We start from the raw sequence: 21,656 nt of genomic DNA on the forward strand, positions 1-21,656 counted from the left end.
TTGAGGAGAAAATGGCGAAGCTTGTTCTAAGCATGGATGGTCTGGTGCTCAAGGAAATCATGTTGAGCAAGGAGCGCACCTCCATTGGCCGCAAGCCGCACAACGATATCCAGATCGACAATCTGGCAATCAGTGGCGAGCATGCTGTCATCGTCTGCATTCTCAATGACGCTTTCCTTGAAGACCTGAACAGTACCAACGGTACTTACGTCAACAGTCAGCCCGTGAAGAAGCATGTGCTGAAGGATGGGGATGTGGTGGAACTCGGCAAGTACCGCCTCAAGTTCATCAAGGACACACCCGAGTTCGCAGCAGGCAGCACCTTCGAAAAGGCTTTTGTGCCGGCGCCTGAGGCGGCAAAACTCACCAATACTCCGCGTGGCCACACTGACACCATGGTGGGTTTCGGCGTTGAAACCTCGGTGAGCGACGCTTCTTCGACAGGTGGCTGGAGCGGCCCTGCCGGCGAACAGAACCGTCCGCGCGGCGACGAAGCGATGGGCATGGTGCAGATCCTTTCCGGTCGCAATGCCGGGCGAGAGCTGGAACTCTCGAAATCCCTGACCACGCTTGGCAAACCGGGCACTCAGGTGGCTGTGATCACGCGGCGACCGCACGGTTACTTCATTACCCACGTTGAGGGTGACAGCTTCCCGATTGTTAATGGTCGGCAGCTCGACGCGCAGGCGCATCTGCTGGCGGATCAGGATGTGATCGAGATTGCCGGCGTCAAGATGGGCTTCTACTTGCGGCCGCAGGGCTGATCGGACCCCAGACGGCGCGCCCGCATGGAAATCCGGGTTCTAGGCTGTAGTGGCGGGATTGGCGGTATGGAGAACCGGACGACGTCGCTGCTGGTCGATGAGGACATCCTGATCGATTGCGGCACCGGCCTTGCGGTCGTTCCATTCGAGTCGCTGCTCAAGATCGACCATGTGTTCCTGACGCACGCGCATCTCGATCACATTGCGATGTTGCCCATGCTGGTCGACACGGTGGGTGACTTTCGCGATAAACCCATCACCGTACATGCGACCGAGGAAACCCTGCGCATCCTTCGCTCGCATATCTTCAACTGGCTTGTATGGCCTGACTTCAGTGCGATCCCGGATCGTGACAATCCGTTCTTGCGTTTTCAGACCCTGGCTGTGGGTGAGAGCTGGCAGCAAGGTAGCCGCGAGATTCGCGCTTTGCCAGCGTCGCATGCGGTTCCTGCCGTGGGCTACAGCCTGAGTGACGGGGCTGGGGGCTTGGTGTTCTCTGGCGATACCGGACCGTGCGATGCCCTGGTGGATGCGTTGAACAGTATGCCGGACCTGCGCTATTTCATTGTCGAGACAGCTTTCCCCGATGGTCAGCACGATCTGGCCATGGCAGCACGTCATCTGTGTCCCAGCATGCTGTCCGTCATGCTGGATCGTCTGGTTGCTACTCCCGAGATCTTTATCACCCACCTCAAGCCGGGCATGAGCGAGCAGATCGTGCAGGAGATTGTCGACAAACTCGCGCGCTTCCAGCCCAGAATTCTGGAGAACGGGCAGATCTTTACGATCTGATTGTGAAGGTTTCCCGTTCCAGGGCCGATATGGAGCGTGAGATGTACCCGATTTGAAGCGCCAGCGCTGACCGAGCAGCCAGACGTTGATAGGTACAAAGGCATGAGCACCCGCACTCCGAGCACCGGAAAATCCAATGCCATGGCACGCCGGCTGGCCTTCTTCAAGGGGCTGCAGGCACTGACCACGCGTATTCACGAAACGCACGACATTGACGAGATCATTTTCGACGTCTCAATCGAGATCTGTGCATTGTTTGGTGCCGAGCGCCTGACCGTATATACGATCGACGAGAGCGGCGCCTATCTCAATGCCCGCGTCAAGACCGGGTTGGACGAGAGCCGTTCGATTCGTCTTGCGGTGGCGGATGACAGCGTCGCCGGGTATGTTGCCGCGCACCGTCAGACACTCAACCTGCGCAATGTCTATGACCGGGAAGAGCTGAATGCGATTTCTCCGGATCTCGAGTTCCGTCAGGAGATGGATCAGCGCCACGGCTTCCAGTGCCGACAGATGCTGGCAACGCCTTTGGTCGACACCGAAGATGAGGGCTTGATCGGCGTTGTGCAGCTGATCAATACGCACGATGCACAGCCGTTCTCTCCCATTGAGGAAGAGGGGGTTCTGGCGCTTGCACAGACACTGTCGATCGCGTTCGCGCAGCGCCTGCGGGCCGAAATGCCCCTACGTTCGCGCTTTGATTACCTGGTGCGCAGCGGTCGTCTCGACGCCGAAGAAATGGATGCGGCCCAGGAGGCAGCGAGGTTACGCGGCGTTGCGCTAGAAGACTATCTTTGCGATGAGTTGGGGTTGTCGCTGGCGGAGCTTGGCGAAGCCATGTCGCAGTTCTATGGTGTGCCCTACGAACCCTTCCGGCCCGACCGCATCCGCCCCATGGACTTGCTGCGCAACCTGAAGCGCGAATACGTCATGCGCAACCACTGGCTGCCACTGGAAGAAGGGCCGGACGGGATTGCTGTGCTGGCCGTCGACCCCGAGCAGGTGATCGGCACTCGCGTCGTGCACAACGTTTTCCACGGTGCGTCGCTGCACTACAGGGTCTGCTCGCAGCGCGAGTTCGAGCGGACCGTTGCGCAGTACTTCGATCAAAGCGGGGATGAGCTTTCTTCCGTCGGCGATCTGCTGTCCGAGATGGCTGAGGAGGGGGATGCCGCGAATCATGAAGATCTCGCCGCAGCAGCCGACAACGAGCTGGTCAAGCTGGTCAATCGCGTGATTGTCGATGCGCATCGCCAGGGTGCCTCGGATATCCACATCGAGCCACGCCCCGGCAAGGAAAAGACCCTGATCCGGTTCCGCAAGGACGGTGCGTTGATGCCCTATGTCGAAGTGCCTGCGAGCTATCGCAACCCCATGGTGGCGCGCATCAAGATCATGGCCGACCTCGATATTTCCGAGCGTCGCAAGCCGCAGGACGGCAAGATCAAGTTTCGCAAGTATGGCCCGCTAGACCTTGAGTTGCGGGTGGCGACGGTCCCCACGGCAGGCGGGATGGAGGACGTCGTGATGCGCTTGTTGGCGCAGGGCGAGCCGCTGCCATTGGATGCGCTGAACCTGTCCGTGCAGACGCTCGCACGCCTCAAGGAAACGGTGGCCAAGCCTTACGGCATTTTCTTCGTTTGCGGCCCGACTGGTTCAGGCAAGACCACTACGCTGCACTCGATCCTCAAGCACATCAACACGCCGGACACCAAGATCTGGACGGCGGAAGACCCGGTGGAAATCACCCAGAAAGGTTTGCGCCAGGTGCAGGTCAATCGCAAGGCGGGGCTGGACTTCCCGGTCGTCATGCGTGCCTTCCTGCGTGCCGATCCCGACGTGATCATGGTGGGCGAAATGCGTGACCGCGAGACCGTCACCATCGGCCTCGAGGCATCCCTGACGGGGCATCTCGTGCTGTCTACGTTGCACACGAACAGCGCGCCGGAGTCCATCGTGCGCCTGTTGGACATGGGTATGGATCCCTTCAACTTTGCGGATGCCCTGCTGGGGGTACTGGCACAGCGCCTTGCGCGCCGTGTCTGCCGCCGTTGCGGCGAGGCGCATTCGGCAACTGATGCAGAGCTGGATGCCTTGCTGGACGAATACTGCGAAGACCTTCGTCAGACCCCGGGATTCGCGGCTGACCCGGCGGCAGCTCGCGCTGCGGTGCGCGCAGACTGGCTTGAGCGCTTTGCAGATGGGGCCGGCCGTATACAACTAATGCGCCCCAAAGGCTGCGACGAGTGTAGTGGCACCGGCTATCGCGGCCGTGTCGGCCTGCATGAACTCATGCTCGGCTCTGACTCTGTCAAGCGTCTCATCCAGACCCGGGCCAGGGTTGCGGAACTGATGATCACGGCCCTCGATGACGGCATGCGTACGCTGCGGCAGGATGGCATAGAGAAAGTCCTCGCGGGGCTGACCGATATGAGTCAGGTGCGCAAGGTGTGCATCCGCTGAAGCCTGCGGGTCGTCGCTTGTGAAAAATGTGACAGACGGCGTGATCGTGAAGGATTGTGGAATGGCTGCGCAATAAACTTGTCTCTCGCCGTGTCGTTGACTATCTCAAGAGAAAGCCCCTGGGAGATTTCAATGGCGCGACTGATGGAACTCGACTCGAACCGTTCGCAGCGGACGCTCTCCAGCGTACAATCGACTACGCATGGCATGGTCGCCGAATTGACCACCGGAAGCCCCGCGCCGCTTTTTTCCCTGCCGGACGCAGACATGGAAATGTTTGACCTGCGGGAAGCGTTGAGCCGACACAACGTCGTGCTGTACTTCTATCCCCGTGACGGCATGCCGTCGAGCACCCAGCAGTCCATCCTGTATTCCGATCATGAATCGGAGTTCATGGACTGTGATGCTGAAGTGGTAGGGGTCAGCCTTGACGACTGTCTGCGGCACGCGGATTTCCGGGACGAGCACGGCCTGTCCATGCGGCTGCTCTCCGATGAAGATGCTGAGGCTTGCCGTCTCTACGGCGTCTGGCACCAACAGGAGATCGGTGGGGTGCCAAAGGCTTCGGTGCAACGGAAAACCTTCATCATCCGGCGCGACGGTGTGATTCACCGCGTGTTTCAGGATGCGGGCTCACGAGAACACCTGGCAGCGGTGCTGCAATCATTGAAAGAACTGACCAGGAGTGAGCATGGAAATCGTCAAGAACACCGTCGTAACGCTTGATTACACGGTTCGTGATCCGGACGGCAACGTGGTGGACGAAGGCAAGCAGCCGTTGGTCTACCTGCATGGGGGCTACGACGGCATTTTTCTGTTGATTGAGGAAGGCCTGCACGGCAAGAAACTTGGCGAAAAGCTTGAGATCAAGCTGCAGCCGGACGATGCGTTTGGCGAGTACGACGAGAGTCTGGTGATGATCGAAGACGCCCAGCTCTTCCCGCCCGATATCGAAGTCGGCATGGCTTTCGAGCGAGTGGGTGAGGACGGCGAGGAGGATCTGATCTTCCGCATTACCGACATTGAGGACGGCAAGGTTGTCGTCGACGGTAACCATCCCCTTGCGGGCACGGCGTTGGTGTTCAGCATTACAGTGGCGGAAGTGCGTCAGGCTACGCTGGAAGAAATCACCCACGGGCATGTGCACGGTCCCCACGGCCATCACCACTGAACTTCACGGATCAAGCTACTGCGCGGGCCAATCTCGAAATTCCGGCGCTCAACGTACTAGCGTACGTCTCCGCTCCTCATTTCGACCTGGACCCGCTCGCCAGGATTTCTCCGAGAATCTTTTCATGGCAGTAGAAGAGGGCGCGGAAGTCGTCACAAACGTTTGACGCGCTGCATCGATTCACATAGAATTCGCCCTCCTCGGGGTGTAGCGCAGTCCGGTAGCGCGCTTGCTTTGGGAGCAAGATGTCGGAGGTTCGAATCCTCTCACCCCGACCAAGGTTCCCGGCAAGTGAGTGCGGGAGCGGCGACCCGAGAGCTGTCGAAGGACCGCGAGCCAGAACTGCCCGTAGCTCAACTGGATAGAGCAACGGCCTTCTAAGCCGTAGGTTAGGGGTTCGATTCCCTTCGGGCAGGCCAAGAATTCGTAGTACCGACGTTGAACAGGTTTTGTAGTACCCAGTGGCGGCATTAGCTCAGTCGGTAGAGCATTGGATTGTGATTCCAAGTGTCACCGGTTCGATCCCGGTATGTCGCCCCAAACAAAAAAGCCCGGCCTCTGGCCGGGCTTTTGCATTTCTATTTCTGTATCCGTGCCGTGATACCTCGCCGCGTCACACTTCAATGTGGCTCTGGTTCTTCGCTTCGATGGTCACCCGCTGAAAGCCAGCCGGAACCTGCGGGTCGATGACTTCGACCCGTTTGACCTTGCCTTTGCCGGCGACCTCGATGCTTTCCTTCTGTGTCACCTTCACAGCTCGTGCGCCACGGGCAGGCGGGTTGGCGACCTGGAACTCAATGGTGTCGGCACGCGTATCGGCTGTTTTGGCGGCATAAGCTTCAAGCTTGCGCATGGCGGCCTTGCCTTCGTTCGTGTCGAGCTGGTTCAGAGGGATATCGACGGATACGGTGCGGAAGGCCTGCACGGTTTCAGTCTTCTTGGTTTGCTTGTCCAGCACCTGGATACTTTGAGTCTGCACTGGCGTGGCCTTGGCGCCTGGTACATCGGCGGCGACCTGGTTGGTTGCTGTCTTGGCTTCCTCGACTTCAAGGTTGCGGGCGCGCATGTAGCCGACGGCGCCGCCGACGACGGCACCGGCCGCGCAACCGAGTGCGGCATCGTTCTTGGTCAGTTTGGCCGTTGCCGCACCCGCGACGCAGCCGATGGCGGCACCCAGTGCGGTACTGCCGGTCTTGGTATTGAGCTCGGCGCAGCCCGCTTGGAGCAGCGCGGCGGCTGGCAGGCAGAGGGCGAGAGCGGCGGGACGCAGGTTCATGTGGTGACCTCCGGAGCTGTTGATTCTGGAGAGTGTATTGATTTGGCGCCCCCGATCAAGTTCCCATGCCTGCATGGGCGGGGCATAGGCGCCATAATCCCTATGTCTGGTTCCAATGCGGGTTGAAATGAAGAAGCCTTCCTCGAAGAAGCCGTCTGTGCCGTCGGCACTGCGTTACACAGTCGAAGTGGCCGATGCGGCAGCCCACCTGTTCCGCGTACGCCTGTTGGTGCCTGACCCTGATGAGGCGGGCCAGAAGCTGAGTTTGCCTGTCTGGATTCCAGGCAGTTACATGATCCGCGAGTTCGCAAAGAACATCGTCAGCATTGCGGCGCGGCAGGCTGGCAAGCGCATCGCATTGAACAAGCTCGACAAGCACGCCTGGCAGACGGCGCGTCTGCGAGCTGGCCAGGCGCTGGAAGTGGAGATGACGGTCTACGCGTGGGACTTGTCCGTTCGCTGCGCACACCTGGATCAAACCCATGGTTTTTTCAATGGCACGCAGCTGTTTCTGCAGGTTGCGGGGCGTGAGCATGCTCGTCACCTGGTTGAGCTGGTGCATCCGGCAGGTGAGGCCTTCAAGGACTGGCGTGTCGCAACGACGCTTGGTACTGCGCAGGGGCTCAAGGGCGCCGCGCGTGTCGGGGGATTCGGTCTTTACGCCGCTGCCGATTACGACGAGTTGGTGGATCACCCGGTTGAGATGGGAATGTTCCGCTTGCTGCGTTTCAATGCTGGGGGCGTGCCGCACCAGGTGGCGGTGACAGGCCGGGTTCGCTTTGACGAGAAGCGCCTGGCGGCCGATCTGCAGAAGATCTGCCAGGCGCAGATCGACATGTTCGGTGGCAAAGCGCCGTTTTCGCGCTTCCTGTTTCAGGTGATGGCTGTTGGTGAAGGTTACGGTGGGTTGGAGCATCGCAGCTCCACGGCGCTGCTGTGCTCGCGCAACGATTTGCCGGTGCCCGGTGTCAGCAGCATTGATGAGCGTTATCGCGGTTTTCTGGGACTATGCAGCCACGAGTATTTTCACTCCTGGAACGTCAAACGCATCAAACCCGCGGCCTTCCTGCCTTATCGGCTGGATGTCGAGAACTACACGCGCCTGCTGTGGGTATTTGAGGGCTTTACCTCGTATTACGACGATCTGATCCTTGTGCGCAGCGGTGTCATTTCGCAAGCGGATTACCTTGGAATCCTTGCCAGGACCATCTCGGGCGTGGAGCGCACGCCGGGGCGTTTGCGTCAGAGCGTAGCGGAGTCGTCTTTCGATGCATGGACCAAGTATTACCGCCAGGATGAGAACAGTCCGAACGCCATCGTCAGCTATTACACCAAGGGCGCCTTGATCGCGGCGGGCTTGGACCTGAGCATCCGTGCCGCGACGCAAGGCAAGCGTTCGCTCGACGATGTGATGCGCCATCTCTGGCAGCACGTATATCTCGCAGGTCTTGGGGTGGAAGAAGGTGCGATGCCGGCAATCGTGAAAGCGGCGACGGGTGTCGATGTGAGCCGTCAGATCGCAGCATGGGCTGAAGGGACGGTCGATGTGCCCTTTGACAAACTGCTCGCTGCGGTAGGCGTCGGGCTGGAACGCAAGCGTGGCAATCTGCTCTCGGGTATTGGCATCCGGACCAAGGCGGATGGTGGTGCGCTGAAGCTTACGCATGTGATCGACGGTGGCAGCGCGCAACGTGCTGGCTTGTCAGCCGGTGACGAGCTTGTCGCGATTGATGGATTGCGTGTCACGGGCAGCAATCTTGAAAGCCTGTTGCTGCGCTACGGTGTCGGCGACAAGCTGGAAGTACAGTTCTTCCGGCGCGATGAGTTGATGCAGACCCGATTGACATTCGCAGCGCCGAGGAATGACGAGTACGTATTGATCCGCCAGCCGAAGGTCAGCGCCGCCGTGCAGCGTTTGCGCGACGACTGGCTACGTGCCGAGTAAGGGCTAGCCTGGCTGGCGCAGGGCCTTGTGCTTACGCCAGCGTGAGCGCCAGAACGCGAAGGCGAGCCAGCCAAGTGCGGTGGCTCCCATGAACCAGAAGGCGATTCCTTGCCAGTAGCCGAGAGGGTCAAAGTGCTGGCTGACTTCGGTGGCAGGGAACTTGTAGCGGATTTGCCCTGTGGACAGTGCTTTGAGCGGGGGATAGCAGGCCAGCAGCGCTGGCAAGGCGGTGACGAGAGCCGCCAGTGCGAGCAGGGGACGATCTCCCCTTGACGCGTGACTGCGCTTCAGGAAGATGCTCTCGGTACGCATGAACAGCGCGGTCAGCAAACCGCCGATGGCGAGCAGCGGGCCTGCTACCAGCAACAAGCCAAAGCCCAGTGCGGCGAGCGAGAACGCGGCGCCCTCCAGTCTGGATGTAGCGAGCCACAGCGGGGTGGCATAGGCATAGACCGGGATGCTGACAATCAAGCCGGTAAGTCCGCAAATGAACGCGATGCGCGACTTGCGCTGCAAGTGGTCGCCTGGGAATACGGCTTGGCTGGGTTGCAGATTACGACTGTTGTGGGTGGTGTTCGTCACTTTGCTCGCCATGAGATCGATACGGAAATTTTACCGCGACATGCCCCGCGTCAAGCGTATCTCTGCATCGAGAGCGCTGCATTGGATTGCAGTGGCGGATCGCGTCGAAGCGTCAGATTCAGGTGTGCCAGGATTGCGTTGATCTTTATGACAAAGAGGCAGTCGCTCGTTGGCAAGGATGCTGTCATTTCAGCGTGCTGACGCGCGGCGCCAAGGGCGTTTACGGGCTGCCAGCGTGCTGCAATGGGGCCTGCACTGGCCGTGACAATGCAGCTACAATCATCGGCGGATTGTCAGCAGCATAGCGTTGTTCAAAAAATATTTTGTCGATGCGGCAGTCGGCCCGGCGGGATGCACCCACCGCTGGGGCGCGACCTTGGAGAGATGTGTGGCAATTGCCGGTGATCAGAGTTTCCTGAAGAACATCAACCGTATGGCGCTTATCCGGTTGATCCGTGGCGAGCCTGGCTTGTCACGCGCAGATTTGTCGGAAGTGACTGGCCTGACGAAATCGACCGTCAGTCAGCTGGTTCAGGAGCTCATCGACGAGGGCTGGCTGACCGAAGACGAGGCGCTCGCGACGGGCAGCATTGGCCGCCGTCCCACGCCTCTTCGCCTCGATACGGAACGCCTGGCACTGCTGGGTGTCGATGTGACGGTGAATGCCATCGAGGTCGTCGCGACCAACCTGACCGGTGATGTCATCGTCTCGCGCGTTCGCAAACTTTCGACACGGGATCTTGATGGCGTGGTGGCCGAAGTGGTCGCATTGATTGCCGAAGTGGTTACGGCGGTCAGTGCAATGGGGCGCCGAACACTCGGTGTGGGTGTAGGTGTGCCGGGGCCCGTGCACGCAAGCAGTGGCGTGCTGCACTATTCGCCCAATTTCGGTTGGAAAGATGTGCCGATGCGCGAAGTGCTGCGCAAGGCACTGGTTGCACACGGCCTGCATGATCTGCCGATTTTCGTGCAGCGGCGTTCGGGAATTGCCGCGCTGGGTGAAGTGGAGTTCTCTTGCGACGACGTCGATGAGCCACTGCTGTTCATTCATCTGGGTAGCAATATCGGCGCAGGCGTTTTCATTTCTGGGCGCTTGTTGAGTGGGCATGGTGGCTTCGCCGGAGACGTCGGCAATCAGCAACTCGTCCTGAATGGTCGTACGGCGTCAGCCAATGCATCCATCGGCATGGCTGCGATGGCGGGCCGCTTGGGCGTCAGTGAAGAAATCTTCTTCAGCCGCGTGCAAGCCGGCGAGCCGGAAGCAACTGCCGTGGCACGTGAAGGCGCCCAGTTTCTTGCTGTGTTGATCCACAACCTGTGGGCGACTTTTGACCCCGCGCATATCGTGCTTGGCGGTGGTGTCGCGCGCATGCTCACGCCAGGCTGGTTGGCGGAAGTAGAGGCCGAGCTGAAGAACCAGGTGCAGGGCAGCCTCGTCAAACCGCCGCCAGTGACTGTTGCGCGCTTCGGTTTGCAGGCCGTCGCCGTAGGTGCGACCGCCTTGGTGTTGCATCAGTTCGTTCGTCCCGTCTGATCAGATCCGTAGCAGGCCGTCTTCGACGAGGCCTGAGGCTACCAGCCGCTTGACCGTTGGGCGCAGATCCAGCCCCGTGTTGGTACGCAATGCGGCTGCGCGCTCCTTTAGCTGGGCGAGTTCGACCGTGGTGCTGGTGTTGCCCGCAAAGGCTACGACATTTCCGCTGTCGCATGAGGGGAAAGCCAGTGTGCGTCCGTCGAAGGCCTCAGCCAGGCGTTTGAGGCTGGGGCCGTAACGGTTGCTGCGCCCGAACAGGTTCACGCTGACGAGGCCTTCAGGCGCCAGTCTTGCGCGGCAGGCCTGATAGAAAGGGAGCGAGTCCAGTGCGCCGACACGAGCATTCTCGTCGTAGCCATCGACGAGGATGTAGTCGAACGCGGGGCCATCCTGACAGATGTATTCCACGCCATCCCCAATCGTGATGCCGAGTCGCCGATCCGTGTCCGGCATTTTGAAGAAGTGGCGCGCTGCCGCGACGACCTCGGCATCGATTTCGACGACGCGTAGCTTGCTGTGCGGCAGCTTCCAGTAACAGAACTTGGTCAGCGATGCGGCGCCGAGGCCAATCAGCAGGATCTTTTTCGGCCAACGCGTCGCGTCGCGCAGCAAAAGGCCCGCCATCATTTCGCGTGTATAGGCCAGTTCAAGGTCCACGGGGCGGCGGATACGCATGGCGCCCTGCACCCATTCCGAGCCGAAATGCAGGTAGCGGACGCCGTCTTCTTCGCTGATGTCGATGGAGGTGGATGGCATGGTGAAACGCACCGCAAAGGAAGGCGACTCTACATGAAGTGGCTGTATTTCACGTTCGACCTGTATTTATTTGGCGTCCCGGTCAAATTTGCCAGATCACCTTGCGCTGCAGATTGACGTGACTTTGGCCGAACTAGAGAGTTCGCCCAGCCAACCAGACTTGGCATCCGCCCGCAGAGGGGTGTTGCAGCACAGGGTTTGTGTGGCCCGCAGAAAAATTCCAAGCAGACAACATCAAGGAGACTAAAGATGAACATGAAGTACATCGTCGGTGCCGTGGCTCTGGCGCTCGCTTCTTCCGCCACCTTTGCTGCAACGGGGGCATCGTGCAAGTCCACCGGTTCGGTGCCGGTTGCTGAAACAATCAAGATCGACGGCGGCACCTATGACGGCGGTTGCAAGACCTTCAACGGCACCTCGGCACTCGGTGATGGCAGCCAGGGCGAAGCCCAGAAGGCCTACTTCCGCATCATGAACGGCGCGACGCTGAAGAACGTCATCATCGGCAAGAACGGCGCCGATGGCATCCATTCATGGTATGGCGGCACGCTGGACAACATCACCTGGACCGACATCGGAGAAGACGCATTCTCGGTGAAGAAAGCCGGTAACGTAACGCTGAAGAACATCACCGGCAAGGCTGGCGAAGACAAGTTCATCCAGCAAAATGCGGAAGGCACGATCACCGTGACCAACTGCATCCTCGATGGCGCTGCCAAGTTCTATCGTCAGAACGGCGGCAAGACCTTCAAGACGACGATCAACGTCAGTGGCTGCGACATCTCGAACCTGAAGGAGGGGGTGTTCCGTACCGACAGCCCGACCAGCGTGGCTTCGCTGAAGAACAGCCGCATCCGTAACGTGCCGACGATCTGTATTGGCTACGCAGCGGGCAAGTGTACTTCTTCGGGCGTCACCAACTTCTGATCCGTTGTTTCTACGGACAGTGAAGAACACGGCCTGCGGGCCGTGTTTTTTATGGCTGGACGGGAGCCAGGCGCACGATGCGCTGGCCGATGGCAATCAGTGCGCCACTTTGCGGGTGGAAGATTGCATTGCGAAAATGCGCGGCGGTATGACTTTCCAGCGCTTGCCAGTTCAACCCTCCGTTCTGCGAACGCAGGATGCTGCCGCCACGACCGATGAGCACGATGTGGTCTGTTCCGGGCTCGACAAGTGGTACGCGCAGGTCTTCATCGGTGCCCGCGGCGATCTTTTGCCAGTCGCTTTGCCCGGGTGCCTGACGCAGGATCGTGCCGCCACGACCGACAAGTAGCAGAGCGCCGGTGCGTGCATCGAACTGGAAAGCCAGCAGCACGGTAGTCACGTCCGAGACGATGCGGCGCCAGTGCAGGCCGTCGTCGTCACTGCGCAGGATCACGCCGTCTTCGCCCGCCAGCCATAGCGTGCCGGTCTCAGGGTCTGCATGGCTTGCGAACACATTCGCAGGGTTATCAAGTTGTACAGCCTGCCAGGTGTCGCCGCCATCGGTGCTGCGACGCAGGCTGCGGCCCTTGCCGTAGAGCAGGATGCTGCCGGTCTTTGCCGAGACCAACCCGTTGCGGAAGAGATCTTCGTCATGCGACAGGCCGCGCTTCTCCCAGTGCTCGCCGCCATCGCGTGAGCGGTAGACGTAACCATGCATTTCCAGTGTGAAGAACTGCTCGCGTGCGGGATCGGCAAACATCGCGTAGAAGCCCTCGGCCTGCTCGAAGGGGGTGTGGTGCACGATTTGCCAGCTGCGGCCTGCGTCGCCCGAACGCATGATGGTGCCGGGCGGGCCTGCCGTGATGAAGCTCTGTGTGCCGGGCACATGCAGTACGGCTTTGAAGCCTGCGGGATAGCGTTCGTCCGGGAAGCGCACTGGCACGGTCTGCCAGGTCTGACCGGCGTCGTCTGAGCGGGCGATTGCGCCCGCATCGCCGAGGGCCACGACCACCGGGCTGTCGGGTAAGGCTGCCAGTGCAACCAGATATTCCCCCTGGTTGGCGCGCAGGCGTTGCCAGGTGCGGCCGCTGTCGTGTGACTGGTAGAGCGCGCCTTCATCGCCGGCGGCGATGTGCAGCTGGCGTTGCCGGTCATGCAGCAGGGTCTGGAAGCTAGGTTGCTCGGGCAACAGGCTGCTGTGCCAGCTGCGGCCGCCGTCATCCGAGCGCGCAACAAGACCACCGAGACCAGCGCCGACCACGCAGCGACGGCCTTCGTCATAGCTCAAGGCCGACAGTTGCACTCCGGCCTTCACCACGCGACGCTGCCACTGTTTGCCCTCCGCGTCGCCCAGCAGCACGTCGCCACTGTGCGTGGCCAGTACCCAGCGTTGGTGGGCCGCGTCGAAGACGGCATCCGTGACGTAGCCCTGTGATGCCGTCTGGATCAGTTTCCAGCTGAGCCCGTCATCACTGGAGCGCCATAGTCGTCCCTTGGCACTGGCTGCAAGAAGGCTCCTGCCGGCGTTGATGAAACGCGTGACAGGGGGCGTGTTGCGATCGCGCGACTGGACCAGCTGCCAGCTTTGCCCCTCGTCGCTGGAACGCAGGATCGTGCCTTCCTCGCCGCCTACCAACAGGCTGCCGCGCGTGCTGCGTGCAATGGTGTTGAGTGTGATGGCCTTGCCGAGTGAGCCGCTCTCCCAGTGCATGCCATCGTCGACGGAGCGCAGCAGGCTGCCCTGGCTGCCCACGGCCAGCCATGCCTGATCCGGGCGCAGCTTGAAGACCTGACGCAAGCTGGCAGACGAACCGGACGCCATGCGCTGCCAGTGCTCGCCCGCATCGGTCGAACGCATGATCAGGCCGTTGTCGCCCACTGCGATGAGGCTGCGCCCTGCGGCAAGGTGCTGGATGGCGTCCTTCGCTTCTGTGGTCGCGGCTTGCCATTGGCGCGCATCCCGGGAGCGCAGGATGCTGGCGTCGCCTCCGGCAACGATGAGTGCGCTGCTGGCTGGCTCGATGAGGCCAGTGACGAAACCCGGATTGAGCACCTCAGCCACGTAGGCAGGGGCTGGGGCCGCCGCGAGGGCGAACGAGGGGAGTGCGCATGCCACGGCGCGCAACAGCGTCTGCATCATCGTCGTCTCCTGTGAGGCTGGCGATCTGCGCCGCCAGTCGCAACGATTATCCCTGAATGGGACTGCAGGGTGCCGTAACGTCCGTGAAACAGGCGATAATCCGCATGTTTTCCCGGTTCTCCGGGCAGACCAGGAACAGGCAGCAGACACAACACACCATAGATCTCGGGGAAACCAGACAGTGGACAGCAGCGCAAAATTGACCCGGCGCGTCACGCTTGCAGACGTTGCCAAGATGGCAGGCGTATCAAAGCAGACCGCCTCACGGGTTGTTAATGACAGCCCCAATGTGACCGACGAGACTCGGGCGCGCGTGAAGCAATGCATTGAGGCGCTGGGTTTCCGTCCCAGCGCCCTGGCGCGCCAGCTGAACACCGGCCGCAGCCACACACTGGGAATCGTGAGTAACGCTTCGGTGGGCTATCTCGTGTGTGGCGAGGCCTATGTCGGCATGCTTCAGCAAACCGACAAGATGGGCTATGCCTTGCTCAACAAGCTGGTCACCGACTTTGCGCCAGACAACGTGACGTCCTTGATGGACGGACTCATCGAGCGCCAGGTTGATGGTGTCATCTGGGCCGGTCCGGATATCGGCGACAGCCACACCTGGATGGACAGTTACCCGATGGAGCGTCTGCCGATGCCCATGGTGGCGATCAATACCCGTCCGCGCCCCGGCATCGACGTGGTGGGCTTCAACAACTTCCTCGGCGGACAGAACGCGACGCGACACCTCATTGGCCTCGGGCGCAAGCGTGTGGCACACCTGTCGGGCCCGCTGGATCGCTGGGTGGCGTCGGAGCGCGTGCTTGGCTGGCGCAAGGCACTCGAAGAGGCGGGGCTCGGCGATTGCCAGCGCCTGTTCGTGGAGGGCAACTGGGAAACCTCGGGCGGTGGTGAGGGATTGCGTCGGCTGCTGGAAATCGATCCCAAGATCGACGCGATCTTCGTCAGCAGTGACCGCATGGCGCTTGGTGTGTTGCTGGAGGCCCAGCGTATGGGTATCCGCGTGCCGGAGGACATCGCTGTCGTCAGTATCGACAATGATCCGCAGAGTGCATTTTTCAACCCGCCCCTGACCACCATGACGCAAGACACGCCGGCGATGGCTGAAGCGGCTTTGTGCCTGCTGGTGCGTCGCATCTGCGAGCGCCATGGTGAGCCTTATCCCGCTTTGTGCGCGGAGATGCCGAACACCTCGTTCGAACATCAGTTGATCGTGCGCGGCAGTACGGTAGCAAATTGAGGAGTGGCTTTGACGCGCAGTGAGGGTCAGGCCGCCCGGACGGGAGCCCCTGCTTTCGGATTCGCCGGCTATTCGGGATCAGGCAAGACCACACTGATCGAGCGGCTGATACCGATCTTCAGCGGAGCGGGTCTGCAGGTGTCCCTGATCAAGCACACGCATCATGGTTTTGACATCGACCGCCCCGGCAAGGACTCCTTTCGTCTTCGTGAGGCGGGCGCATCGCAGGTCATGCTGGCCGGTGAAAAGCGCTGGGCCTTGATGACCGAGCTGCGCAACCTGCCGCAGCCGACGCTGGCCGAGCTCAAGGCGCAGCTGGCCCCTTGTGATCTCGTGTTGGTCGAAGGTTTCAAATCGGCCGATCTGCCGAAGATCGAAGTCTGCCGTCCCTCTTTGGGACATCCTTTCGTGCATAGCAGCTTTCCCGGCGTGGTGGCGGTCGCCAGCAATGAGCCGGTCGATTGCGGTTTGCCCTGTCTGGATCTTGATGATCCGCTTGCGATCGCAGAATTCGTTCTACGCTTCCTGGATATTCCCGCGCAATTGGCCGGGGTTGTTGCCTGACAACCGAAGAGATTGAACATGCTGAGTTTCGAGGCTGCGCGCGATGCCCTGCTGGCATCTGCTACCACCATTTCTGCAACAGAGAGCGTGCCATTGACCGAGGCTGTTGGCCGCATCCTGGCTGCCGATGTCGTGTCGGCTATCGACGTGCCGCCCGCGGACAATTCTGCCATGGATGGTTATGCCGTCCGGGTGGCGGAGCTGGGCGACGGTGTGTTGCCCGTCAGTCAGCGCATCCCCGCCGGCAGCAAGGCAGAGCCGCTGCAGCCCGGTAGCGTGGCGCGCATCTTCACTGGTGCGGCGATTCCGCCGGGTGCGGATGCCGTGGTGATGCAGGAGCGTTGTGAAGTCGACGATGCTGGTGTGCGCGTGCAGGCCGCGCCCGGCGTTGGTGAAAACATCCGCCGTCGCGGCGAAGATATCGCCCGCGGTGCGGTCGTGCTGCGCGCGGGTGAGCGCTTGAGCCCGGCTGCATTGGGACTGGCTGCTTCGATCGGCATTCCGCGTCTCACGGTGTATCGCCGCCTGCGCGTCGCAACATTCTTCACCGGCAGCGAGCTGCAGGAGCCCGGAACGCCGCTGGCTGCGGATCACATCTACAACTCCAACCAGTACATGCTGGCGGGGTTGTTGGCCGAGTTGGGTTGCGAAGTAATCAGTCTGGGCATCGTGCCCGACGATCTGGCCGCCACGCGTGAGGCCTTGCGCAAGGCCTCGCGCGATAGCGATCTCGTGCTGACCTGCGGCGGTGTGTCGGTAGGTGAAGAGGATCACGTCAAGGCGGCTGTCGAAGCAGAGGGGGCGCTGGAGAGGTGGCGTGTGGCCATTCGTCCGGGCAAGCCGCTGGCTTCGGGTCGCATCGGGGAGACGCCCTTCATCGGCTTGCCGGGCAATCCGGTTTCGAGTTACGTGACTTTCCAGATGCTGGTGCGCCCTTGCCTGCGGCGTCTTCAGGGCATGACCGACGTGTTGCCGCGGCCGCTGAGCCTGCGTGCGGCCTTCGACTGGCGCAAGAACGTGCCAGTACGGGAGTTCCTGCGTGTCCGTGTCGATGCGGACGGAGCGCTGCAGCTCTTCCCCAATCAGGGCAGCGCGGTGTTGAGTTCCTGTGCGTGGGCCGAGGGTTTCGTGAGCAATCCGCCGCAGACTGCAATTGCCAAGGGCGATGTCGTCCAATTCATCCCGCTCGGGGGACTCGCATGAAGGTGCAGGTGCTGTTCTTCGCCAGCCTGCGCGAGGCGCTGGGTACGGCTGGCGAGACTCTGGAGGTGGGCGAGGGCTGCGATGTCGCGGCCGCACGCGCGTTGCTGGCGGCTCGCCGTGGCGAGTGGCAGCGTCTGGCTTCGCCACGCATCCGGGCGGCCGTCAATCAGGCCTTGGTGGCCGAGGCGCATGGGCTTGCCGAGGGTGATGAACTGGCATTTTTCCCGCCGGTGACGGGAGGCTGACATGGCCATATCGGTGAGTGTGCAGAGCGAGGATTTCGATGTGGGTGTCGAGGTGCGCGCGCTGTCGATAGCCGGTGTGGGTGCTGTGGCGAGTTTTGTCGGGCGCGTGCGCGAATCGCAGAGCGGCCTCTTCGCCATGACGCTGGAGCATTACCCGGGCATGACCGAGCGTGCCTTGCACGAGATCGCGGTGGAGGCCGAGTCGCGCTGGCCGATCGCTGCGGTGCGCATCGTCCATCGCGTCGGTCGTTTGTTGCCGGGCGAGCAGATCGTGTTTGTCGGTGTGTCCGGCCCGCACCGCGGCGAAGCGTTCGCTGCGTGCGAGTTCGTCATGGATTACCTCAAAACGCGAGCCCCCTTCTGGAAGAAGGAAGAGGACGCGAACGGCGCACACTGGGTGGATGCGCGGGAGACGGACGATACGGCCGCTGCGCGCTGGCAGCGCTGAACAGGGCGACCAGCTACTCACTGCCCGAAGTTCAGGCCTTGCCCCGGAGCGCCCTGGCTTTGCGCTTGGTTTTGCTGACTCTGCTGATCACCGGCCATGGGGAGTGAGCCTGCGGCCGGGATGCCGCCGGCAGCCGGGGGTTGACCGTCCTGGTTGGGCAGTTCGCAGCCGTTATCGGTACACACGACGCCATAGACGAAGACCCAGTCGCGATAGCGCTTCTTGTTCTTGAAGTGGAAGAACTCGTCGGGGAAGTTGTCTTTGCGGATAGGTTCGCCTTCGGCCTTGCTGTAAACGCCGAGGATGCCGCCCTCGGGTGAGCGGATGATCCCCCAGTCGGTACTGCCGGTCAGTGGGTCCGCGTAGATTCGGCGCAGGTAGCGTTTGACGCCCGGATATCGCTTGTCGCGTATCAGGTCATCGAGCGAGCGGGGCGCCACGGCTGGCATTCCTGCGGGCGTGTTCTCGAAATAGCCTTTGACGGCGCGCTTGAATTCAAGCCCGACGGCGAGCAGCTGGGCCTCGGCTTCACGTCGCTGTACTACCGCGCCGTACTGCACGGCGGTGGCAGCGATGAGTGCGATGACAGCCAGCACGATCATCACGCCGATGTAGCTGAAGCCATGCGCCGCTGCGCGGCCGGAAAACCGTTCAGGGAGATGCATGCTTACCAGCGCCGGTAGGGGATGCCGTTGAGGCCGATGGCTTCCGACTTCGAGTACACGTCGTAGACCTCTTCCCCCTCTTTGGGGTCATTGGCCTCGCTGGTGTAGGAACGCAGCCCCCAGGTCTGTGAATCCGGGATGCTCGGGTCGTCGCTCAGCGGATCGCGCGGGATGCGGCGCAGGAAGTAGATCTTTCGGCCCGAGGAGTTGCGCTGGTCCGGCTTGCCCAGCACCAGATCGTCAAGCGTTTTGGGGTAGCCGGGCGAGCCGACCTCGGTGGCGATGATCCCCTGGTCGGCCGCCTGTTTGTAGGCATCAAGTGCAGCACGTATCTCGCGCAGTGCCAGCCGCAGTTCGTGTTCACGGGTGCGTTGCACGCCCACCTGGGCCAGCGGGATCGTGATGCTGGCGAGCACGCCGAGGATGGCCAGGGTGATCAGCAGTTCGATAAGACTGAACCCTTTGGGACTGAACCCCTGGGAACTGAAGTCCTTGGGCGGGCGGAGGCAGATCAATGGCACGTTCGGCAGCGCAGAGGTGGGAGCAGAGGGCGCATTGTGCCCGCGTGGCCTGTCAGCGTCCATGTGCTGTGCCGCAATACCGGATCAGGCTGGTGCTCAAGTAGACTTGGCGGTCTAAATGCCTGCTGCCAAGAAGCAGCGCGAGACAACACAGGAGGAAGACAAGGATGTATCCAGCAGCTCTGGGCAAGGTTTCGGTGTTTGCGCGTGGCAGCCTGATTGCGCTGATCTGCCTGTCTATGTTTGCGTGCAGCAAGAAGGACGGCGCCGATGGCGTCGTAGCACTGCCGGCGGAGGCGCCGACCTACCGCACGGTTGTGACCAATCCCAACCTGTTCCAGCTTGCCAACGATGGCGAAGGGAAGAGCGTCATCGTGGTCGGTACGGACGGTGCCACCTGGCGTTCGACTGATGGTGGGCAGACCTGGCAGATCGCCAATGCCGTGACCAGTGAGCAGATTGGCGCGATTACCGCCGTTGGCAAGAGTGGTCGCATGATCGCCATCGGGACCAATGGCCTGGTGCTGCGCTCCGACAACAATGGTGAGTCCTGGGTGACTGTCGATACGGGTACACAGGCCGCGCTGCGTGGCCTTGCCGTTGCCCCTGATGGCAAGACCGTATTCGTTGCCGGCATGCAGGGCACCCTGCTCAAATCTACCGACGCTGGCGAACACTGGACTGCGCTCAAGCCAGGCACCGGCGCATTCCTCGGTCACGTAGTCGTCAATGAAAAATTCGGTACCGTGCTGCTGGGTGGCGAGAAGGGCGCTTTGCTGGTGTCGCAGGATGCCGGTGCTTCCTGGCATGGACTCAACATCGGAGAGATCACGATTTCCGAACTGATCGTCGACCAGAAAACCGGCACCGTGTACGCCGGCACCGAGGGTGGTGAAGTCCTCAAGTCGGTCGACGGCGGTGGTAGTTGGGCCGTGACCGATACGCGTCTCAAGACCTACGTAACCCGCCTATTCGTTGCCGAGGATGGCGTGGTATACGCGCTGAGCAGCGGTGGTGACGTGGCGCGCACGGCTGATGGCGGCAAGACCTGGCAGAAGCAGCATATTGCCGATAACACTTATCTGGCGCGCATGGTGCAGACGCCGGACAAGGTGTTGGTGGTCGTGGGTGATCAGGGCGTTGTACTGCGCTCGGAAGACAACGGTAAGTCCTGGCAGAAGATGGCGTTGGAGTGGGGGGCTGGCAAGAACATCGACAGCGTATTGCGCGATGCAGCCAGCGGCGCACTGATCCTGGTCGGTCCTGGTGGGCAGATAGCCCGTTCGGCGGATAGCGGCAAGACCTGGACACGTGTTCGGCAAGGCGCTGGCGACTATGTGCATGGCATTGCGGCGCATCCGTCGGGGGCGTTGATTGCCGTCGGTGCGCGTGGGTTGCTGCTGCGCTCCGAAGATGGTGGCTTGCGCTGGCAGGGCGTAAAGAGCATGGAAGGCTTCCCGCTACCCTACCTGTTCAAGGTGGCTTATGAGCCGGTGGTCAACAAGCTCGTGGCGGTCGGCGCAGGCGGGACACGCATCCTCTCGGCTGACGGTGGCATCAACTGGGAAGCGCATCGCAGTGATGATCTACCGACTTTTCAGGGCTTCGTCACACACAGCAAGACCGGCAATATCGTCATGCATGGTGATATCGGCGGGCTGGGCCTGCTAGCTACTGATGGCAACTTCTCGACGCCGCAGAAGTTCGGCGAAAGCGCACTCTGGCGTGGCGTCGAGGACGCGTCCTCCGGCAAGCTCTGGCTGGTGGGGGACGATGGCAGCGTCGCCATGTCGGCCGATGCCGGGCGCAGTTGGCGCAAGATGCCCACGGGCAGTATGGCCAAGCTGTACAACGCCCTGATCGATGCTGACAAGAAGCTTTACCTTGTGGTCGGTTCGCAAGGGACCATCCTGCGCTCGGAGGACGAAGGCAATAATTGGGCGGCCGTCGAGAGTGGTGTGGTGCATAGCCTCAACTCCATCATTGCGGATCCGAAGTCCGGCGCCATCGTGGTGGTGGGGGACAAGGGCACCATCCTGCGCTCAGAAGACAAGGGCAAGAGCTGGCAAGCCGTCAGCAGCGGCAATGAAAACCTGCTGCGTGGCCTGATGATCGAGCCGGGAAGCCGTGCGCTCATCCTCGCTGGCCGCAACGGCACAGTGATGCGCAGTGTAGATGGCGGAAAGACCTGGCAGGCTATCGACCTGCACACCACTGGCCATATCAAGACGCTAGCCGTGCTGCCTGCGTCGGGCAATCTGCTGGCCTACGGTGATCGCGTCGTGCTGCTCGAACGGACCAGTGCCAAGCCGACTGAATAGGACGTTTGCGCCATTCCAATCATGACGGGGTCGGCTATCCAGCCGGCCCCGTTTTGTATGGGGGGCTGGCATGACCAAATCAGAACGTAGCTA

At 61.3% G+C, this 21,656-nt stretch carries 20 protein-coding genes and 3 tRNA genes; 17 read left to right on the plus strand and 6 right to left on the minus strand.

The genetic code is table 11. From position 1 onward, the window contains the following. The first annotated feature begins 11 nt into the window (after positions 1 to 11). The 8 genes from ABEA02_RS01740 (at position 12) to ABEA02_RS01775 (ending at position 5,730) form a co-directional block, all read left to right on the plus strand. Complete coding sequence (locus ABEA02_RS01740; protein ID WP_345531101.1) at positions 12 to 764, plus strand: FHA domain-containing protein; 753 nt, start codon at positions 12 to 14, stop codon at positions 762 to 764. Positions 765 to 788: 24 nt separating this feature from the next. Further along, positions 789 to 1,556 (plus strand): 3',5'-cyclic-nucleotide phosphodiesterase, encoded by a 768-nt coding sequence (locus ABEA02_RS01745; protein ID WP_345531102.1) that lies wholly within the window; start codon positions 789 to 791, stop codon positions 1,554 to 1,556. Between the two features lie 102 nt (positions 1,557 to 1,658). Beyond that, complete coding sequence (locus ABEA02_RS01750; protein ID WP_345531103.1) at positions 1,659 to 4,019, plus strand: GspE/PulE family protein; 2,361 nt, start codon at positions 1,659 to 1,661, stop codon at positions 4,017 to 4,019. A 144-nt stretch (positions 4,020 to 4,163) separates the two neighbouring features. Then, positions 4,164 to 4,745 (plus strand): peroxiredoxin, encoded by a 582-nt coding sequence (locus ABEA02_RS01755; protein ID WP_345531104.1) that lies wholly within the window; start codon positions 4,164 to 4,166, stop codon positions 4,743 to 4,745. After that, entirely contained in the window at positions 4,711 to 5,190 is a 480-nt protein-coding gene (locus ABEA02_RS01760; protein WP_345531105.1) for an FKBP-type peptidyl-prolyl cis-trans isomerase, read from the plus strand. The genes ABEA02_RS01755 and ABEA02_RS01760 overlap by 35 nt, the downstream gene beginning before the upstream one ends. A gap of 201 nt (positions 5,191 to 5,391) precedes the next feature. After that, positions 5,392 to 5,468 (plus strand) — tRNA-Pro (locus ABEA02_RS01765). 64 nt (positions 5,469 to 5,532) lie between these two features. Beyond that, a tRNA-Arg gene (locus ABEA02_RS01770) sits at positions 5,533 to 5,609 on the plus strand. Between the two features lie 45 nt (positions 5,610 to 5,654). After that, positions 5,655 to 5,730, plus strand: a tRNA-His gene (locus tag ABEA02_RS01775). Between the two features lie 73 nt (positions 5,731 to 5,803). Here the strand turns inward: ABEA02_RS01775 and ABEA02_RS01780 are convergent. Beyond that, entirely contained in the window at positions 5,804 to 6,466 is a 663-nt protein-coding gene (locus ABEA02_RS01780; RefSeq protein WP_345531106.1) for a glycine zipper domain-containing protein, read from the minus strand. A 127-nt stretch (positions 6,467 to 6,593) separates the two neighbouring features. Between ABEA02_RS01780 and ABEA02_RS01785 the strand changes: the two genes are divergently transcribed. Next, a complete protein-coding gene (locus ABEA02_RS01785; protein WP_345531107.1) occupies positions 6,594 to 8,411 on the plus strand; it encodes a M61 family metallopeptidase in 1,818 nt (605 codons plus the stop codon). A 3-nt stretch (positions 8,412 to 8,414) separates the two neighbouring features. Here ABEA02_RS01785 and ABEA02_RS01790 read toward each other — a convergent pair whose 3' ends face one another. Next, positions 8,415 to 8,993: a hypothetical protein gene (locus ABEA02_RS01790; protein WP_345531108.1), complete on the minus strand. Its 579-nt coding sequence runs from the start codon at positions 8,991 to 8,993 to the stop codon at positions 8,415 to 8,417. A gap of 388 nt (positions 8,994 to 9,381) precedes the next feature. Here ABEA02_RS01790 and ABEA02_RS01795 point away from each other — a divergent pair, with 388 nt between their 5' ends. Then, positions 9,382 to 10,527, plus strand: a complete 1,146-nt coding sequence (locus tag ABEA02_RS01795; protein ID WP_345531109.1) for an ROK family transcriptional regulator — start codon at positions 9,382 to 9,384, stop codon at positions 10,525 to 10,527. On the opposite strand, the gene ABEA02_RS01800 is transcribed toward ABEA02_RS01795, so the two are convergent. After that, a complete protein-coding gene (locus ABEA02_RS01800; RefSeq protein WP_345531110.1) occupies positions 10,528 to 11,283 on the minus strand; it encodes a spermine/spermidine synthase domain-containing protein in 756 nt (251 codons plus the stop codon). 249 nt (positions 11,284 to 11,532) lie between these two features. Here ABEA02_RS01800 and ABEA02_RS01805 point away from each other — a divergent pair, with 249 nt between their 5' ends. Further along, a complete protein-coding gene (locus ABEA02_RS01805; protein ID WP_345531111.1) occupies positions 11,533 to 12,210 on the plus strand; it encodes a pectate lyase in 678 nt (225 codons plus the stop codon). 49 nt (positions 12,211 to 12,259) lie between these two features. Here the strand turns inward: ABEA02_RS01805 and ABEA02_RS01810 are convergent, their stop codons facing one another. Continuing rightward, a complete protein-coding gene (locus ABEA02_RS01810; protein ID WP_345531113.1) occupies positions 12,260 to 14,350 on the minus strand; it encodes a sialidase family protein in 2,091 nt (696 codons plus the stop codon). Between the two features lie 181 nt (positions 14,351 to 14,531). Here ABEA02_RS01810 and ABEA02_RS01815 point away from each other — a divergent pair, with 181 nt between their 5' ends. The 5 genes from ABEA02_RS01815 to moaE are packed head-to-tail and all read left to right on the plus strand — an operon-like array spanning position 14,532 to position 18,056. After that, complete coding sequence (locus ABEA02_RS01815; protein ID WP_345531114.1) at positions 14,532 to 15,596, plus strand: LacI family DNA-binding transcriptional regulator; 1,065 nt, start codon at positions 14,532 to 14,534, stop codon at positions 15,594 to 15,596. Between the two features lie 3 nt (positions 15,597 to 15,599). Continuing rightward, positions 15,600 to 16,160 carry a molybdopterin-guanine dinucleotide biosynthesis protein B gene (mobB, locus tag ABEA02_RS01820; protein WP_345531115.1) on the plus strand — a complete coding sequence of 187 codons (561 nt, stop codon included), beginning with the start codon at positions 15,600 to 15,602 and terminating at the stop codon, positions 16,158 to 16,160. Positions 16,161 to 16,178: 18 nt separating this feature from the next. After that, positions 16,179 to 17,363: a molybdopterin molybdotransferase MoeA gene (locus tag ABEA02_RS01825; RefSeq protein WP_345531116.1), complete on the plus strand. Its 1,185-nt coding sequence runs from the start codon at positions 16,179 to 16,181 to the stop codon at positions 17,361 to 17,363. After that, positions 17,360 to 17,608, plus strand: coding sequence for a molybdopterin converting factor subunit 1 (moaD, locus tag ABEA02_RS01830; RefSeq protein WP_345531117.1), 249 nt, complete (start codon positions 17,360 to 17,362; stop codon positions 17,606 to 17,608). Before ABEA02_RS01825 ends, moaD begins: the two co-directional genes overlap by 4 nt. Before the next feature lies 1 nt (position 17,609). After that, positions 17,610 to 18,056, plus strand: coding sequence for a molybdopterin synthase catalytic subunit MoaE (gene moaE, locus ABEA02_RS01835; protein ID WP_345531118.1), 447 nt, complete (start codon positions 17,610 to 17,612; stop codon positions 18,054 to 18,056). A gap of 17 nt (positions 18,057 to 18,073) precedes the next feature. Here moaE and ABEA02_RS01840 read toward each other — a convergent pair whose 3' ends face one another. Both ABEA02_RS01840 and ABEA02_RS01845 read right to left on the minus strand, forming a co-directional pair. Continuing rightward, positions 18,074 to 18,721, minus strand: coding sequence for a type IV pilin protein (locus tag ABEA02_RS01840; RefSeq protein ID WP_345531119.1), 648 nt, complete (start codon positions 18,719 to 18,721; stop codon positions 18,074 to 18,076). A gap of 2 nt (positions 18,722 to 18,723) precedes the next feature. After that, a complete protein-coding gene (locus tag ABEA02_RS01845; protein ID WP_345531120.1) occupies positions 18,724 to 19,236 on the minus strand; it encodes a type II secretion system protein in 513 nt (170 codons plus the stop codon). A 173-nt stretch (positions 19,237 to 19,409) separates the two neighbouring features. Here ABEA02_RS01845 and ABEA02_RS01850 point away from each other — a divergent pair, with 173 nt between their 5' ends. Next, a complete protein-coding gene (locus tag ABEA02_RS01850; RefSeq protein ID WP_345531121.1) occupies positions 19,410 to 21,563 on the plus strand; it encodes a WD40/YVTN/BNR-like repeat-containing protein in 2,154 nt (717 codons plus the stop codon). The last annotated feature ends 93 nt before the right edge of the window (positions 21,564 to 21,656 follow it).

This window comes from Viridibacterium curvum (genome assembly GCF_039544165.1).
GTDB lineage: Bacteria > Pseudomonadota > Gammaproteobacteria > Burkholderiales > Rhodocyclaceae > Viridibacterium > Viridibacterium curvum.